Origin of the sequence: Chryseobacterium sp. RU33C (assembly GCF_900156015.1) — a bacterium.
GTDB lineage: Bacteria > Bacteroidota > Bacteroidia > Flavobacteriales > Weeksellaceae > Chryseobacterium > Chryseobacterium candidae.
On sequence record NZ_FTMT01000009.1, the window covers coordinates 64,578 to 79,947 of the forward strand.

A 15,370-nucleotide genomic window follows, 5' to 3' on the forward strand; every position below is an offset into this window, starting at 1 on the left:
AGCACATAAATATGAAATTAAGACCAATCGCCATACATTTACCACAGTTTCATCCGTTCCCGGAAAATGATGAATGGTGGGAAAAAGGTTTTACAGAGTAAAAGCAAAACCTTTATCTGAAAATCACTGTCAGACGATTGTTTACTTAGCAAAACATAGTTAGGGCATATTTATTCTCATAGGAATGATGCCCATATATAAAAATTAGATGAGTAAAGTTTTATATCACCATTAATAGGTTTACAAAATCAAAGCATACTGGTTGAAAGCAAATTAAAAGATGTAACTAAATTTACCATCAGAAAAAATAAATATCTACACATGAAAAAAATAAGACCTATTGCCATTCATCTCCCTCAATACCATCCTTTCCCAGAAAATGACGAATGGTGGGGGAAAGGTTTTACAGAATGGACGAACGTAACAAAGGCAAAACCATTATTTGACGATCATTATCAGCCACATCTTCCTTCTGACTTAGGATTTTATGATTTGAGGCTGGAAGAAGCAAGAATGGCACAGGAACTTCTGGCCAAAGAATATGGAATTTATGGGTTCTGTTATTATCACTACTGGTTTAATGGGAAGAGATTAATGCATGAACCTATTGACAGGAAATTAAAAAATCCAAAAGAAGATCTACCTTTTATGCTGTGCTGGGCCAATGAAAACTGGACCAGACGCTGGGACGGCAGCGATCATGAAATACTCATTGAACAAAAATACTCCGTTAAGGATGACGAAGATCACATTGATTTTTTGCTTCCTATTATTACGGATCCAAGATATATTAAAGTAAATAATAAACCCATTATTGTCATTTATAAACCCAATATTCTTCCTAATGTACAGGAAACCATTAAATGCTGGCGGAAAAAAGCCAAAGCAGCCGGGGTGGAACTGTACCTATGCCATATGGGGTTTTCCTATGAGAAAGAATGGGATCAGTTAGTAAATGGCTTTGATGCTATAGTTGATTTTGAACCTTTCGGAATACGTAGAAAAAGTGTTTTGGAAGAAGTTCATGACAGAAAAAGAAGGATACATAAAAAAGGAATTATAAATAAAATTAAAAGACGCCTGAGTAAAAATGTAATTAAGAATACATACAATTGCGTTCCTTACCAATGGATGGGAGAAAATTTAACTCCTCAGAAGGATTTTCATTGCAAAATCTTTCCATCTATTGTACCCGGATGGGACAACACTTCCAGAAGAGGTAACAACCCAACCCTGATACTCAAAGATTCGACACCGGAACATTTTGAAAACTGGCTTTCAAATCTTAAGTTAGATTTCACCCCATATTCTGAAGAAGAAAACTTCATTTTTATTAATGCATGGAATGAATGGGCAGAAGGTAACCATCTGGAGCCTGACCAAAAATTTGGAAGAAAATATCTTGAAGTCGTTAAAAAATTATTCTTGAATCAATGATGAAGAAAATAAAACCCCTTGCATTCTACCTTCCTCAATACCATCCTGTTCCCGAAAATGACGAATGGTGGGGTAAAGGTTTTACAGAATGGACCAATGTAGCAAAAGCAAAGCCTCTTTTTGAAGGACATGACCAACCTATATATCCTGCTGATCTGGGATATTATGACCTTCGTGTTCCGCAAGTCAGAGAACAGCAGGCTCAGATAGCAAAAGATTACGGAGTTCATGGATTTATCTATTATCATTATTGGTTTGGCAACAGAAAACAACTACTGGAAAGAATAGCAAATGATGTTCTTACATCTAAAAAACCAGATTTCCCCTTCTGTTTCTGCTGGGCAAACGAAACCTGGTCCGGTATATGGCATGGTCTTGCAGAAAAGATTCTTGCAGAGCAAGTCTATCCGAATGAGCAGGATTTAATAGACCATTTCAACTACCTGCTCCCATTCTTTAAAGACGAAAGATATATCAAGGTAGACAATAAGCCGCTTTTCATAGTCTACCATCCGGAACATTTAAATGAAGGAGATCCTTACTATATTTCGAAATTCAGGGAACTGGCAAAAAAGAACGGATTTGATGACTTATATGTCATGGCTTCCAATAAACTTCGTGATGATATTGATTTAAAATCAATGGGGTATGACGGGAAAATATCAAATGCATTTCAGAAAGCATGGGTACCTTATATTAAGAAAGGAGAATATATTTCCCATTACCAGTATTATAAAAATAGAATAACAGAACTACTCGGATTTAAGAAAAAAATTAAACCGAAAGTCCTGACTCAGGACGCTAAAGCTGTTGTTAATGATCTACAGTTTGTAGAAAGTAATGTTGCTACTTACCCATGTGTTCTACCTAATTGGGACAACACTCCCAGAAGTGGCTATAGAGGAGTTGTCCTTACTGATACATCACCGGAATTATTTGAGAAGCAGATTGAAAAAGCAATTGATTATCTTGAGGATAAAAATGATTATCCCGAAAAGTTATTGATTATCAAATCATGGAATGAATGGGCAGAAGGTAATATTCTGGAGCCAGATAGAAAGTATGGCTTTGGATATTTGAATACATTAAAAAAAATATTGGATAAATACAATAAGAACGGCTAAGTACTTATTCTTAAATCGTTTGCATTGTTGAACTTATTTAAATTCCTAAGTATTCAACCCGAAATACACTAGAAAAAACTTTGTAGTAAAAACCTTATTAAAAAATGACAAGTAAAGTTTCAATTATAGTTCCCTGCTTTAATCATGCTTTATATTTAGAAGAATGTATTCAGTCTATTATGGCTCAATCCTATACAAATTGGGAATGTATTATTATAGATGATGGTTCCACAGATAATTCATCAGAGGTAGCTCAAAAACTGATAAATCATAATATACGCTATATTTATCAGAATAACAAAGGAGTGTCCTGTGCACGAAACAATGGAATAAAGCAAGCTACAGGAGACTATATTTTGCCTCTTGATGCAGATGATACACTAAACCCTTTAGCATTAGAGAAAATGCTGGAGGTTTTTACTAAAAATAAAGAAACAATGATTGTTTTTTCAGATACGATGATGTTTGGTCATATCAATAATAAAACAACAGTAGATGAAAAATTCAATATTAAAGAATTATTACTGCAAAATAAATTATTTTGTACTTCAATGTTTCCAAAAAAATATTTCGATCAGGGTATAATATATGATGAAGAACTTACACATGGGCTTGAAGACTGGGAATTCTGGATACACCTTATTTCTTCTCACCGCAACCTCCCTGTTACCAAAATAGATTATCCGGTTTTCAATTATAGATCTCATGCTGGTAGTTCAAGAAACAATGATATTTTTAAGAATGATGACAAAAAAGAAATTATCTATAATATGATTTATGAAAAGCACAAAGCTCTTTTTCATGAATTTTACCCAAGCTACATTTCACTCTTAAAAAGAAAAACCTTTTACGAAAAAAAACTGGAAAATATATACAATAGTAAACTATATAGAATGTATAACTTTTTAATAAATTTATTTAGATAAGCCCCATATCTAAGATTTTTATACGCAAAGACATGGGCTAAACAGCTTACCTATAAAACTTTTGTCATTTTTCAGCTTAAAAACTCATTTATACCCGTTAAATAAATCTAATATGCAAGATCATTAAAAATAAGTACTTAAAAATTATTATCATTTTTTACGTGCATCATTATCTAATGAATTTTCTAAAAAATAAAATCCCCCAAAATACATATTCATTAAACTAAAGATTGAAAATGGTTAAAATAATTATTGTAAACTATAATTCGGAAAAATGGATTGACCGTTGTTTATCATCCATTGATCAGGCAGGATTAATTAAAGATACCATTATTATTGATAATGCCTCTACCGATGATAGCCTTCATCTGATTGAACGAAGCTTTCCTCAGGTGGAACTTATTAAATTGTCTTCCAATTTAGGTTTTGGACAGGCAAATAATATCGGGATTAAAAAAGCATATGACCAAGGTTCAGATTATGTTTTTTTAATGAACCAAGACGTCTATATAGAACCCAATACTATTGACTGTTTGATTTCAACTGCAAAATTAAATCCGGATTTCGGCATATTAAGTCCTGTGCACCTCAACGGAAATGGTTCAGAACTGGACTTTGCTTTTTCAAATTACATCATTCCTTCGAAGTGTAAAAAATTATACTCAGATATATTTTTACAAAAACTAGCTCCGCCGTACGAATTGCCTTTTGTAAATGCCGCAGCCTGGTTATTAACACGAAAATGTATCGAAAAAGTGGGAGGATTTAATCCATCATTATATCATTATGGAGAAGATGACAATTATTGCCAAAGAGTATTGTATCATGGTCTGAAAATAGGTATTGTTCCGCAATCCGTTATATATCACGACAGAGAATACAGAGTGGAAAATAAATACTTTGACAATTCCGCCCTGCTTTATGAAAGAAAATTAACTGTGATGTTTTCAGACCCATTTAACGATACACAATCGGTAAGGGAAATATATATTCATTCTTATAAATTGATAATAAAATCTTTACTAACATTCAGATTAAGATCGCTTAAAAATCATTACGGCAATCTCAAGACCTGTAATTCGTTAGACTGGAAAATGATTCTCAATAACAAAAAACAATCTATCACTCAAGGAAAAAATTTTTTATAAACAGTTCCCTTAGTTTTTATATTAGTAACAGGTCATAATAACAGCAACTTTTTTAAAGGTTATTATCCGGTGTAAATTCCCAACCTTATCTTACTCTATATACACTAAAAATATTAAAATCACATTTGGATTACCTAAAACCTGGTTTGGTTTATTCAGATTTTGTGCGTTATGATAAGTACCTTACTCCGCAACCTGTTCTAAGATATGGCATATAAAAACGTTGGGTCAGTCTTATGACTAATGAATACGTGTATCACAATAATGCGCTTTTACCACAGGCACCCCCGAAAAAATATGTTTGGGTATTGGGTGGCCCATATCAAAATGAAGGAAAGACGATACAAACAGGCTCTCAATAAGCCGGATCACATAAAAATCCCAGATGTGCAGAACTGGGAAACAAGCTTGGGCTTTTAAAAAATTTTAAGCCATTTTTAAGTTTTTAAATTAATAAAACAAAATCTAATTAGAAAACAATACATGATTATAGGTAATGGAATTTTGGCAAATGCCTTAAAGTTTTATGATAAAGACGATGTTATCTTCTTCGCATCAGGAGTTTCCAACTCCCTGGAAAAAGAAGCTTCCGAATTCGAGAGGGAGATCTCACTACTGAAATCCGTTGTAAGTCAAAATCCTGACAAAAAATTTTTCTATTTTTCAACCTGTAGTATTTATGATCCCACAAAAACAGGAAGCCCTTACGTAATCCATAAATTAACGATTGAAAAACTGATCGCAGAACTTTGCCAACATTTCGTTATCTTCAGGGTAGGAAATGCAGTAGGACATGGTGGCAATCCTAACACCCTGATTAATTTCCTGAAAAACTCTATACTTTCGGAGAATAAACTTATGCTGCACAACAATGCAAGGCGGATACTCATCGGTACAGATGACATTGCTTCATTTATCTGTCGATATTCAGAAGATTTCAATAATGAGATTATCAATCTGGCTTATCCTTACCAGTATTCCTTACCTGAAATTTTATCACAGCTGGAAACCCATCTGGATAAGAAAGCAGATTATGAAGTGATAGAAGAAGGTTCTTTTTATAAAATAGAATTCAACAGTTTTACTGAAGAATTTTTCTCAGGAATATCACCAGATGAATATCTAAAAAAACTATATTCATACTATTTATAATAAAAACAGACATAATTTCTTCTTATAGGAATCCTGTATAGAAAGGTAATTTTTTAGTTCCAAAATAAAAATTATTACCATTGAAAAAGCAAATATTAAAACACAAAATTAAAGCATAATATAATGAAAATTTCAGTCATCATTCCCGTCTATAACGCTGAAAAATATGTTTCTCAAGCCGTTGAGTCTGCTCTTCAATTCGAAGAAGTATATGAAGTAGTACTGGTAGAAGACAAATCTCCGGACAAAGCCCTGCAGGTTTGCCGGGAGCTCGCTGAAAAATATGACCGAGTAAAGCTCTATCAGCATCCTGATAAAGGAAATCACGGAGCAGGTGCCAGCAGAAATTTAGGAATGGAAAAGGCAGAAGGAGATTTTATTGCTTTCCTTGATGCGGATGACTACTATCTTCCTAACCGTTTTGATGCAGAAAAAAAGCTTTTCATCAATCATGAAGTAGATGGAGTGTATGGTGCTATAGGGGTTCATTATTATTCTGAAAAGGCAAAAGAACAGTATTATAAGGTTTTTGGAGACCGCCTCACTACAGTGTATAAAGAACATCCTCCTAAAGACGTGTTCCCGGGACAGCTCAATATGAGGGGAACTTTCGGACTTTTCAGTATTGATGCCCTGACGATCCGTAAAAGTTCTTTACAGCATATGGAGTACTTTTTCAAAACCCATTTAAAGCTTCACCAGGACACTGAATTCTTATTCAGACTCTCCTACTATCTGAATCTGTATCCGGGAATTCTTGACAAAGCCGTAGCCGTGAGAGGTGTTCATGAGAATAACAGAATTACCAAAGTAGATTCAGGAGAAGTAAAACCGGCTTCTACACGGGTTGTATTATGGAAGGAAGTGAACCATTGGGCAGAAAATGAAAATAGTATTCCTGAAGATATCAAACTTCACATCAAACGTGTATACAGAAGTTTTCAGATAGCCAATGCTCCACTTCTGAAAAAATGGGGAATGATCACAAAGTATCTGTTTACGGATTATAAAAGCATACGCTCAGGACTGTACAATATCAATTTCAGAAATGATCTGTTCTGATTATACTCTTAAACTAAACATGTAGTTTAAAAAACATCCATCCGGATATTAGTGTTTTGCAAAATGAATCTTTCTTAAAAGATTGCGCATCGGCTTTTCTATCAACTGATAAAAGATTGCGGAACTCAATAGCATTACGAGAATGTAAATCAAAAATACCAGATCAATACTGAATCTGTAATCCCTCCATTTTAAAAACTCCCTTACAAGATAAAGCACAGGAATATGGGTGATGTATATACCATAGCTTATTTCTCCCAGATATTCCAGTGGTTTCAATGAAAAGAACCTTGTAACCCTGCCATTATTAGCAGAGATAAGAAAAATTGCAGGAACAAAAAATAATGCCATCAAACCATTATGATAGAAAAGCGGGACAAACATCAGGGAAAGAAGGATCAGTAAAAAGACTGCGATAACGTGGTAATCATAATTTTTCTGCCTGTAATTTTTCACAAAATATATTCCTGCAAGATTTCCGATCAGGAATTCATTAAGATGCCAGAAAGGGAAATAATACAGAAACTCATGGCTTTTGGTATGAGGCCCTTCATAAGCTCCATACACAGGGTAAAGATTAGAAAACACCTGAGTAATTAGCCAAAGACCAATGGCAAATACCCATATCATTTTGTTTTTCCTGACATAAAAATAATTATACAAGACCGGAAAAAGCAGATAGAAAAAGAACTCTACGGAAATCGACCATCCCGGAAAATTCAGAATCATTGCTTCTCCGGGTATCCAGCTCTGAATGCCCAATCCATATAGAATCAGCTTACACCAATCGAACATCTCATATCTTGTCATAAAATAGAGCAAAAGACCAAGCATATAAAGTGGATAGATCCTGGCAAACCTGTTTTTATAAAATTCCAGGCAATCAATTTTATCTTTCTTATGATAAGCAATAATCATAATAAACCCTGAAAGGATAAAGAAATAGCTTACACCGACATTGGCCCTCAAAAAAAGATTGGAAATGTAATCTATCTTATATAAAAACAGATCTTTATTGAAATGAGAAATAACAATTGCCATTGCAGCAACAAATCGGGTAAATGTAATCTGACTTATTTTCACAGAACACAGAATGCTTTACTTTATCAAAACACAGCAACTACAACTCTGAAGGCTGTTTTATTTCTTATAAAGTATTAATTTTAAGGCACAAAAATAAGATTTATTATTATAATTATATAAAACAAATTATATTTGTAGACTGCAAATGTGAAAATAAATTTAAGTATGCTTGATGAAATTTTAGCAAAAATTCAACGAAAAAGCCAGATTTCTCGTCTCAAAAAACACCCTAATGTTTCTTTTAAGGGAATAAGGCTTGGGATCAGCAATCATTTTATTCTGCACGAAAATTTAAAAAATGTTACGCTTGGGAATTCTTTGAGTTTCAGAAATTATGTACATATTCTTGTGCAGCAGAATGCTATTTTAGAAATTGGAGATCATTTTTTCATGAATAATTTTTGCTCAATCAATTGTCTTGACAGGATTTCAATAGGAAACAATACGTTGTTCGGAGAAGGGGTAAAGCTGTATGACCACAACCATGCTTACCAGACTCAGCCGGAATTTAGGCTGCTTTCATCTGAGTTTACTACGGCTCCCATCAAAATAGGAAATAACTGCTGGCTTGGAAGTAATGTGACCGTCTTAAAAGGTGTTACTATTGGGGACAACTGTATCATCGGAGCTGGATGTGTGATTCATAAAGATATTCCGTCCAATACCACAGTTATCAACCATCAGGATTTAATATTCAAAGAACGGTCATGAAGTTTTCTATCCTTATTGCCCATTACAACAACGCTGTTTTTTTTAAAGACTGTTTTGAAAGTATTCTTCAGCAGACTTATACAAACTGGGAAGCTGTAATTTTAGACGATGCCTCTTCTGACAACGAGAAGAAAATAATACAGGAAATGATTTCAAAGGACAAAAGATTCAGGTTTTTTGAAAATGAAAAAAACTCCGGTGTAGGAGTTACAAAAAGCAAGCTGATTGAACTGGCCGAAGGGGAAATCTGTGGCTTTCTGGATCCTGATGACGCCATCTCTCCTACCGCTGTTCAAAAATGTATGGAGATTTTTCAGACTAGAAAAAACACAGTCCTTACCTACTCAAGGTTTATGACGTGTGATCAGAATCTGAAGCCTATAGCTCCGTTCAGATCAGCTATGCAGGTGCCGAATGGAGATCCCTGTTTTTTTAATTTCCCGATTCAGATTGCTCATTTTGTAAGCTTCAGAAAAGCAGTGTATGAGCAAACAGAAAAAATGAACCCTAATTTAAAAATAGGGGAAGATCAGGATTTATACCTTAAAATGTATGAAAAAGGGAATGTTCATTTTATTAATGAAACGAACTATCTTTACCGAACCCATCAGGGCGGCATTTCTCAGAATGACAATAAAAAGAAATCCCATGAATATTTTGCTCAGGTGATTTTCAACACCATGAAGCGCAGAGGGCTTAGTACCATCAATGGGAAAAAAGTTCCTGAAAAGTATACAGATTCAGATGAAATATTCGCGCTGCTGCAGTATCAGCATCAATTGCCTTTCCGAATCAAGAAAAAGATAAAAATTACATTACAATCAATCTTCGGATAATGTTAGAAAAAAAAATAAAAATTTTGTTCAGGCACCGCTCCATGGAAATGGGAGGCGTAGAAAAAGTATTACTGGGACTGCTCAACAACCTTGATCCTGACAAATTTGAAATGACGGTATGCCTTACCCTCAACCAGGGAAAACTGCGTGATGAACTTCCGAAGCATATCAGAAAAGTATACCTTACTGATGGAAAAGAAGATTTTTCCAGCAATTCTCTTTTACAGAAACTTCAGCTCGTTAAAAGAAGAATAAAGCTGAGAAAACTGAAAAATATCCCTGCCATCGCAGACCGTCTTATCAATGATACTTTTGATATTGAAATCGGGATGGATTACAGGGACTATGATGCCATTCTGAATTCAACCAATAAGAATTCAAAAAAAATAGGATGGTTTCACTCTGAAATTAATGTACCGAAATTTCAGCCTTTAGTGCCGAACATTCTAAAGAGCTTTCCGCAATTTGACCATATGGTATACTGTTCCCACAAGATAAAAGATATGATGCATCAGCATTACCCTAATCTTAATTATCCGGCTGAAAGCGTTATCATTAATCCTATCCCTATTGATGAAATTAAACGTAAGGCAGAAGAAAACCTTGAAAATTTCCCTGAAGGACCTGTTTTTGCGTCTATTGGAAGACTTCATTCAAGAAAAGGATATCATAAGCTTATTGACGCTCATAAAAAGCTTATAGATGAAGGGTTTCATCACAGCATCATTGTTATTGGTGACGGTGATGAAATGAACAACCTCAAGGCACAGGCAGCCAAAAATAATGTTGAAAAAACATTTATTCTGGCCGGAAATCAAATGAACCCTTATCCTTACATCAAAAAAGCGGATTATTTTGTTCTTCCTTCAGAATCTGAAGCATGGCCATTGGTCATTGCTGAAGCTTTAATTCTTCAGAAACCTATTATTGCAACAGAAGTAGGAGATGTAGGATTGATGATCAGGGACCGTGAAACAGGATACCTCATCAATTATGAAATTGATGAAATGTATTCAGCGATGAAAACATTCCTTACCGATCCTGGCCTTGTTCTCCACATCAGAGAGAACCTTAAAACAATTGAAAGTCAGTTTGATAATAAGAAAATATTTGACAGCATAGAACATATTATAGAAACTTTACACAAAAAGTAAGTTACTGTGCAGAATATCCTCCGTCTATCACCAGGTTGGTGCCTGTGACCCATCTTGAGGCATCGGACAGTAAAAAAATACAGGCATTCGCTACATCTTTAGGTTCACCTATTCCCAGCGGATGCTTTTTTATGATTTCTGATGAAGCTTCCTCGCCGATATTTTCAAACATCTTCTCTAAAATCGGAGTGTTTACCATCGCCGGGCTTATGCTGTTGACACGAATATTACTTCTTGAAAGTTCCATAGCCAAAGAACGTGCTCCGGAGATTACAGCTCCTTTACTGGCAGAATAAGCCGCTTTTCCGGCCTCTCCTATCATTCCCGCAACAGAAGAGATAAATACGAAACTGGAGTTTTCATCTTTATATTTTTTTAAAGATAAAATTTTAGCGATTTCAAGTCCCGCAATGACATTAACAGCAAATATGTCCTGATACAGCTGAGGATTGTGCTTTTTTAATGGTAATGTTTTTTCGATACCGGCACAATGAATAAATCCCGATATTTTACCTAAAATTGAAACTTTATCCGCAATAACTGCTTCAAGGTTTTCAGATTGGGTAATATCTTCAGTGATGGTTTCAACTTTTGTTTCAGGATTGAGCATAGAAACGGTTTTCATAAGTTCTTCCTGATTTCTTCCTACAAGAATAAGATCTGCACCGCTATTGCTGCATTCTACAGAACAGCTTCTCCCAATGCCGGAAGAAGCGCCTGTAATGAGAATAATTTTATTTTTTAATGAGAAAGCATCCATTAATCTTCAAAATTTTCTTTTCCTATAACATTCATCAGATCTGAAACGGTTTCAATATCTTTAAAATGCTTGGTATCAATTTTCTTGCTGAAATTTTCGTCTACAAACGCAATAACAGAAAGTAAGCTTATAGAATCGTAGCTTTCTAAAGATTTCAGGTTCGTTTCAGTAGTCAATGTTTCATCTTCTTCCAGTTCCTCCTGTAGTTTTTCTAAAAAAACGGATGTTTTCATATTTTATAATTTTAAATGTTTGTTATTTTAAATTTCCATAATAGTGGCACCCCATGAATATCCAACTCCAAATCCTGCCATTAAAACCTTATCTCCTTCTTTCAGCATTCCTTTATCCATCATATTTTTAAGAGCAATAGGAATTGTTGCAGAAACGGTATTACCGGTTTTTTCCATGTCAATATAAAACTTTTCTGCCGGTATTTTTGTTTTCTTTCTTAAATAATTCAGCATAAAAGAATTGGCCTGATGAAAAACAAAATGGTCAATATCATCCATTGTCATTCCGTTCACTTCCAATGTTTCTTTTACCAGTCCCGGAATATTTTCAATTGTAAAATTAAAAATTTCAGGACCATTCATATAAATATTCTCAGGGCCGAATTCGTGTTCAGGATTCAGTTCAAAGTCTTTTTTAAATGCTCCTTTTTTCACCATAAGATTTTCCGCACCGCTTCCGTCTGTTCCCAGACAGAACTGATAATCATTACCTTCAGCTTTTTCAATAATAGCAGAGGCAGAGGCATCTCCGAATATACTTCGGTTGCCTTTATCATCGGGATGAATATGTTTGGTGTATGTTTCTGAAGTTACCAGAAGAATACTCTTTGCAATTCCACCGGCAATCAGCCCTTTTGCAAAGGCTAATCCATAAACAAATCCTGAACAGCCAAGGTTAAAATCTATAGCTCCGATATTTTTTCTAAGCCCCAATCTGTCCTGCAAAATACAGGCCGTTGTAGGAAGAAAATACTCCGGACTTTGGGTACAGAACAAAATAAAATCTACTTTGTTTCTGTCATAGTTTTCGAAAATTTTTTCTGAAGATTGTACAGCCATATCCAGTACGGTTTCGCTGTCAGAAGAAATATGGCGTTGGGAAATACCTACTTTCTCCTGAATACGTTCGGAGCTCCATTCAGGGAACTGCTTTTCAAGATCCTCGTTAGTTAACACCTGCTGAGGCAGGTAATATTCTATTTTTGAAATTTTCATCATATTAATAATTTCTCTTTCTTTGCAAAAGTAACGAAAACAAATTTACACTTGTGATGATTTTTATATTCAGAATCCTATTAAAAATAGACTCCCTCTATCATACTTTTTTGAACAGGGGCAGCCTTGAAGTGGCAAAATACAGAGGTATGAAGGTAGGAAAAAACTTTAATATGCCTGATAAAGTGTATTTCGGAACTGAACCTTACCTTATCGAAATTGGTGATAATGTAAACATTGCCGGAGATGTAAGGTTTGTAAACCATGGCGGAACGACTACTCTGCTCAGAAAACTTCCGGGCTATGAAGATGCAAGAATACTGGGAAGAATAAAAATCGGAAACAACTGCACCATCGGGCTTAATTGTGTGATTATGCAGGATGTTCAGATTGGAAACAACTGTATTTTAGGAGCGAACTCTGTGTTGTCACAGTCTATGCCGGATAATACCGTCTTTATAGGAAACCCTGCTCAATTCTTGTGTACCATTGAAGATTATGGTGATATTGTTCTTAAAAATAATCCGGAATATCCCCGTGAACTGGAAAAAGACAGAAAGAAACTGGATGCCTATATCAAAGAAAATCTTCCTCACAAGTATAAAAAAGCAAGAAAAATTAAATAAATTTAATCTTGTAAAAAAATTATAAAAAAGAAAAAAACAAATTGAAAAAGAAAAAACTCCTCATTCGTATAGGTTCATTACGTCATGGTGGTGCTGAGAAAGTGTTAATCAACTTTCTGAAGAATCTGCCTGCTGATAAGTATGAAGTTGATCTTCTGGTAAATCTCTATTCAGGATTATACATTAAAGAGGTTCCGTCATGGGTGACCCTGTACTATTTGACAAAAGGAGAAATGATTACCACCAACAGGCTGCAGGATATTCCTGTGAAAGCCTACAGGGTTCTTTATCAGAAAATGTTTCTTTGGTTCCCTTCCCTTCTTTATAAATTTGTTTTAAAGAATAAAAAATACGATGTAGAGATTGCAGCCATCCATGCGATGCATCGGGAAATACTCTCCAGCCCGCAAAAAGATTCAAAAAAAATTATCTGGGTACAGAATGATATTTTCAATGTAAAAGAATACACACCGGAAGTAATCAGACAGTTTTTCAGGTTTGACAGAATTCTGGTAATTTCCAACAAACTTCAGGAAGGAATGCATAATTTGGCTAAAAATGAAGCTGAAAAAGCATCCGTTATTAAGATCTTCAATCCGATTGACAAAAATGATACATTAAGAAAAGCGGATATTGACGTGAATGATTATCCCTTCAGCAATGACCTTCCAACTTTTGTAACGGTAGGAACCGTATACCCTCAGAAAGGATACGACAGATTGCTTAATGTACATAAAAAGCTTGTTGATGAAGGGTTAAAGCATCATCTTTTGATCATTGGCGATGGGTATGATTTTAACAATATTCAGGATCAGCTCAATAAGCTCGGTCTTCAGGACACTGCAAAAATGCTTGGTTTCAGCAGTAATCCCTACCCTTATATGAAAAAGGCGGATTTCTATATTATGTCTTCAAGACATGAAGGATTTCCTACCATTATTGCCGAAGCACTGATTCTCAATAAGCCTATTTCTGCAACAGATATTTCAGGAATCAGGGATCTTCTGCAGGATGGCAAACTCGGGAATATCACTACAAATTCCGAAGAGGGGATTTATGAAGGAATGAAAAAGTTTCTTACGGATAAAAATATCACTGAAGAATACAAAAAACAGATCTCAGAAACTGAACTTCCGTTTGTTTTGGAAAAATCTGTAGAACATCTTCAGAAAATAATTGACGAAGTATAAAAATATTTATAATGGCTGATTATTCAATCATTCAAAAAGACTTTTACCGGGAAAGCGGAAAGTGGCTTTCTACATTTCAGATCTGGAAAAAATGTATTCATCCCAATCTTCATTTTGTGTACATTCTGAGAATGTCTCAGAAGTATCAGAAGACATCTATTTTAAATACTTTCTGGAGGGTTGTACTGAGACATTACCAGATCAAATACGGATTTCAGATTTATCCTGAAACTCAGATTGGCGAAGGTTTTTATTTGGGACATTTTGGAAGCCTTGTCATCAATCCCAAAACAGTTATCGGGAAAAATTGCAATATTGCACATGGAGTGACTATAGGGCAGCAAAACCGTGGAAAAAATGAAGGATATCCGGTTATTGGCGACGAAGTATGGATAGGCACCAATGCAGTTATTGTAGGAGGAATCACCATTGGAAATAATGTGTTGATTGTTCCTAATTCTTATGTCAACTTTGATGTTCCCTCCGATTCTGTTGTCATAGGAAATCCGGCAAAAATTATCCACACACCGGATGCAACAAAGGATTACATCAACCGTAAAGTGTAGTAAACCCAATAGTTATAGTAAAAATTCTACTTGTATTTATCGGTAATTTCATGTACATTTGAAAAAGTGTATTATATGATTAAGAAGATAACATCATAATCATCTGATTGTATCCATAATAGCACATTTTACTATCAGGATAATGCCAATCATGCAATACAAATTGTCTAAAAAAATCGCTTGACAGTAAAAACACAACTCCAACTTAATTATTAATAAAAAAGTAATTTTTTGATGAAAAAAAACAGAAAACCCAACATCCTTATCCCTACTCATGCAATCAACTCTATAAAGCGTAAAAACAACATACCGCTATAAACTGAAACTACTTATTTTCAAAAGTTCCTTTTTTGAGTTGATATAATA

General features: G+C 34.7%; 17 protein-coding genes. 13 read left to right on the forward strand and 4 right to left on the reverse strand.

The features are described from left to right. The first annotated feature begins 11 nt into the window (after positions 1 to 11). The 7 genes from BW946_RS21660 to BW946_RS09575 all read left to right on the forward strand — a co-directional run bounded on the left by BW946_RS21660 (position 12) and on the right by BW946_RS09575 (position 6,849). Positions 12 to 101 (forward strand): glycoside hydrolase family 99-like domain-containing protein, encoded by a 90-nt coding sequence (locus BW946_RS21660; protein ID WP_076595959.1) that lies wholly within the window; start codon positions 12 to 14, stop codon positions 99 to 101. 220 nt (positions 102 to 321) lie between these two features. Next, on the forward strand, positions 322 to 1,437 hold the full coding sequence (locus tag BW946_RS09550; protein WP_076595960.1) for a glycosyltransferase WbsX family protein: 1,116 nt from the start codon (positions 322 to 324) through the stop codon (positions 1,435 to 1,437). Further along, complete coding sequence (locus BW946_RS09555; protein ID WP_228402516.1) at positions 1,434 to 2,561, forward strand: glycosyltransferase WbsX family protein; 1,128 nt, start codon at positions 1,434 to 1,436, stop codon at positions 2,559 to 2,561. Before BW946_RS09550 ends, BW946_RS09555 begins: the two co-directional genes overlap by 4 nt. Positions 2,562 to 2,665: 104 nt before the next feature. Further along, positions 2,666 to 3,487, forward strand: a complete 822-nt coding sequence (locus tag BW946_RS09560; protein ID WP_076595961.1) for a glycosyltransferase family 2 protein — start codon at positions 2,666 to 2,668, stop codon at positions 3,485 to 3,487. Between the two features lie 236 nt (positions 3,488 to 3,723). Further along, positions 3,724 to 4,635 (forward strand): glycosyltransferase family 2 protein, encoded by a 912-nt coding sequence (locus tag BW946_RS09565; RefSeq protein WP_076595962.1) that lies wholly within the window; start codon positions 3,724 to 3,726, stop codon positions 4,633 to 4,635. A gap of 483 nt (positions 4,636 to 5,118) precedes the next feature. Next, positions 5,119 to 5,787 carry an NAD-dependent epimerase/dehydratase family protein gene (locus BW946_RS09570; protein ID WP_076595963.1) on the forward strand — a complete coding sequence of 223 codons (669 nt, stop codon included), beginning with the start codon at positions 5,119 to 5,121 and terminating at the stop codon, positions 5,785 to 5,787. A 123-nt stretch (positions 5,788 to 5,910) separates the two neighbouring features. Then, the gene (locus BW946_RS09575) at positions 5,911 to 6,849 is read left to right on the forward strand and encodes a glycosyltransferase family 2 protein (protein ID WP_076595964.1); all 939 of its coding nucleotides are present in this window, start codon (positions 5,911 to 5,913) and stop codon (positions 6,847 to 6,849) included. Positions 6,850 to 6,897: 48 nt separating this feature from the next. Here BW946_RS09575 and BW946_RS09580 read toward each other — a convergent pair whose 3' ends face one another. Next, positions 6,898 to 7,932: an acyltransferase family protein gene (locus tag BW946_RS09580; RefSeq protein WP_139325991.1), complete on the reverse strand. Its 1,035-nt coding sequence runs from the start codon at positions 7,930 to 7,932 to the stop codon at positions 6,898 to 6,900. 165 nt (positions 7,933 to 8,097) lie between these two features. Between BW946_RS09580 and BW946_RS09585 the strand changes: the two genes are divergently transcribed. The 3 genes from BW946_RS09585 to BW946_RS09595 are packed head-to-tail and all read left to right on the forward strand — an operon-like array spanning position 8,098 to position 10,633. Beyond that, a complete protein-coding gene (locus BW946_RS09585) occupies positions 8,098 to 8,643 on the forward strand; it encodes an acyltransferase (RefSeq protein WP_076595966.1) in 546 nt (181 codons plus the stop codon). Continuing rightward, positions 8,640 to 9,479, forward strand: a complete 840-nt coding sequence (locus BW946_RS09590; protein WP_076595967.1) for a glycosyltransferase family 2 protein — start codon at positions 8,640 to 8,642, stop codon at positions 9,477 to 9,479. Before BW946_RS09585 ends, BW946_RS09590 begins: the two co-directional genes overlap by 4 nt. Further along, positions 9,479 to 10,633 (forward strand): glycosyltransferase, encoded by a 1,155-nt coding sequence (locus BW946_RS09595; protein WP_076595968.1) that lies wholly within the window; start codon positions 9,479 to 9,481, stop codon positions 10,631 to 10,633. The genes BW946_RS09590 and BW946_RS09595 overlap by 1 nt, the downstream gene beginning before the upstream one ends. 1 nt (position 10,634) lies before the next feature. On the opposite strand, the gene BW946_RS09600 is transcribed toward BW946_RS09595, so the two are convergent. Genes BW946_RS09600 through BW946_RS09610 form a run of 3 tightly spaced genes read right to left on the reverse strand, consistent with a single transcriptional unit; the run spans position 10,635 to position 12,625 of the window. Continuing rightward, positions 10,635 to 11,393, reverse strand: a complete 759-nt coding sequence (locus BW946_RS09600) for an SDR family NAD(P)-dependent oxidoreductase (protein WP_076595969.1) — start codon at positions 11,391 to 11,393, stop codon at positions 10,635 to 10,637. Next, positions 11,393 to 11,626, reverse strand: a complete 234-nt coding sequence (locus tag BW946_RS09605; RefSeq protein WP_047380387.1) for a phosphopantetheine-binding protein — start codon at positions 11,624 to 11,626, stop codon at positions 11,393 to 11,395. The genes BW946_RS09600 and BW946_RS09605 overlap by 1 nt, the downstream gene beginning before the upstream one ends. 27 nt (positions 11,627 to 11,653) lie before the next feature. Further along, a complete protein-coding gene (locus BW946_RS09610) occupies positions 11,654 to 12,625 on the reverse strand; it encodes a 3-oxoacyl-ACP synthase III family protein (protein WP_076595970.1) in 972 nt (323 codons plus the stop codon). Positions 12,626 to 12,771: 146 nt separating this feature from the next. Here BW946_RS09610 and BW946_RS09615 point away from each other — a divergent pair, with 146 nt between their 5' ends. From BW946_RS09615 to BW946_RS09625, 3 genes are read left to right on the forward strand one after another with little or no spacing between them, the layout of a single operon-like run. Beyond that, on the forward strand, positions 12,772 to 13,248 hold the full coding sequence (locus BW946_RS09615) for an acyltransferase (protein ID WP_228402518.1): 477 nt from the start codon (positions 12,772 to 12,774) through the stop codon (positions 13,246 to 13,248). Positions 13,249 to 13,289: 41 nt separating this feature from the next. Further along, complete coding sequence (locus BW946_RS09620; protein WP_076595971.1) at positions 13,290 to 14,438, forward strand: glycosyltransferase; 1,149 nt, start codon at positions 13,290 to 13,292, stop codon at positions 14,436 to 14,438. Positions 14,439 to 14,449: 11 nt separating this feature from the next. Continuing rightward, a complete protein-coding gene (locus BW946_RS09625; RefSeq protein ID WP_076595972.1) occupies positions 14,450 to 15,004 on the forward strand; it encodes a serine acetyltransferase in 555 nt (184 codons plus the stop codon). Positions 15,005 to 15,370: the final 366 nt, after the last annotated feature.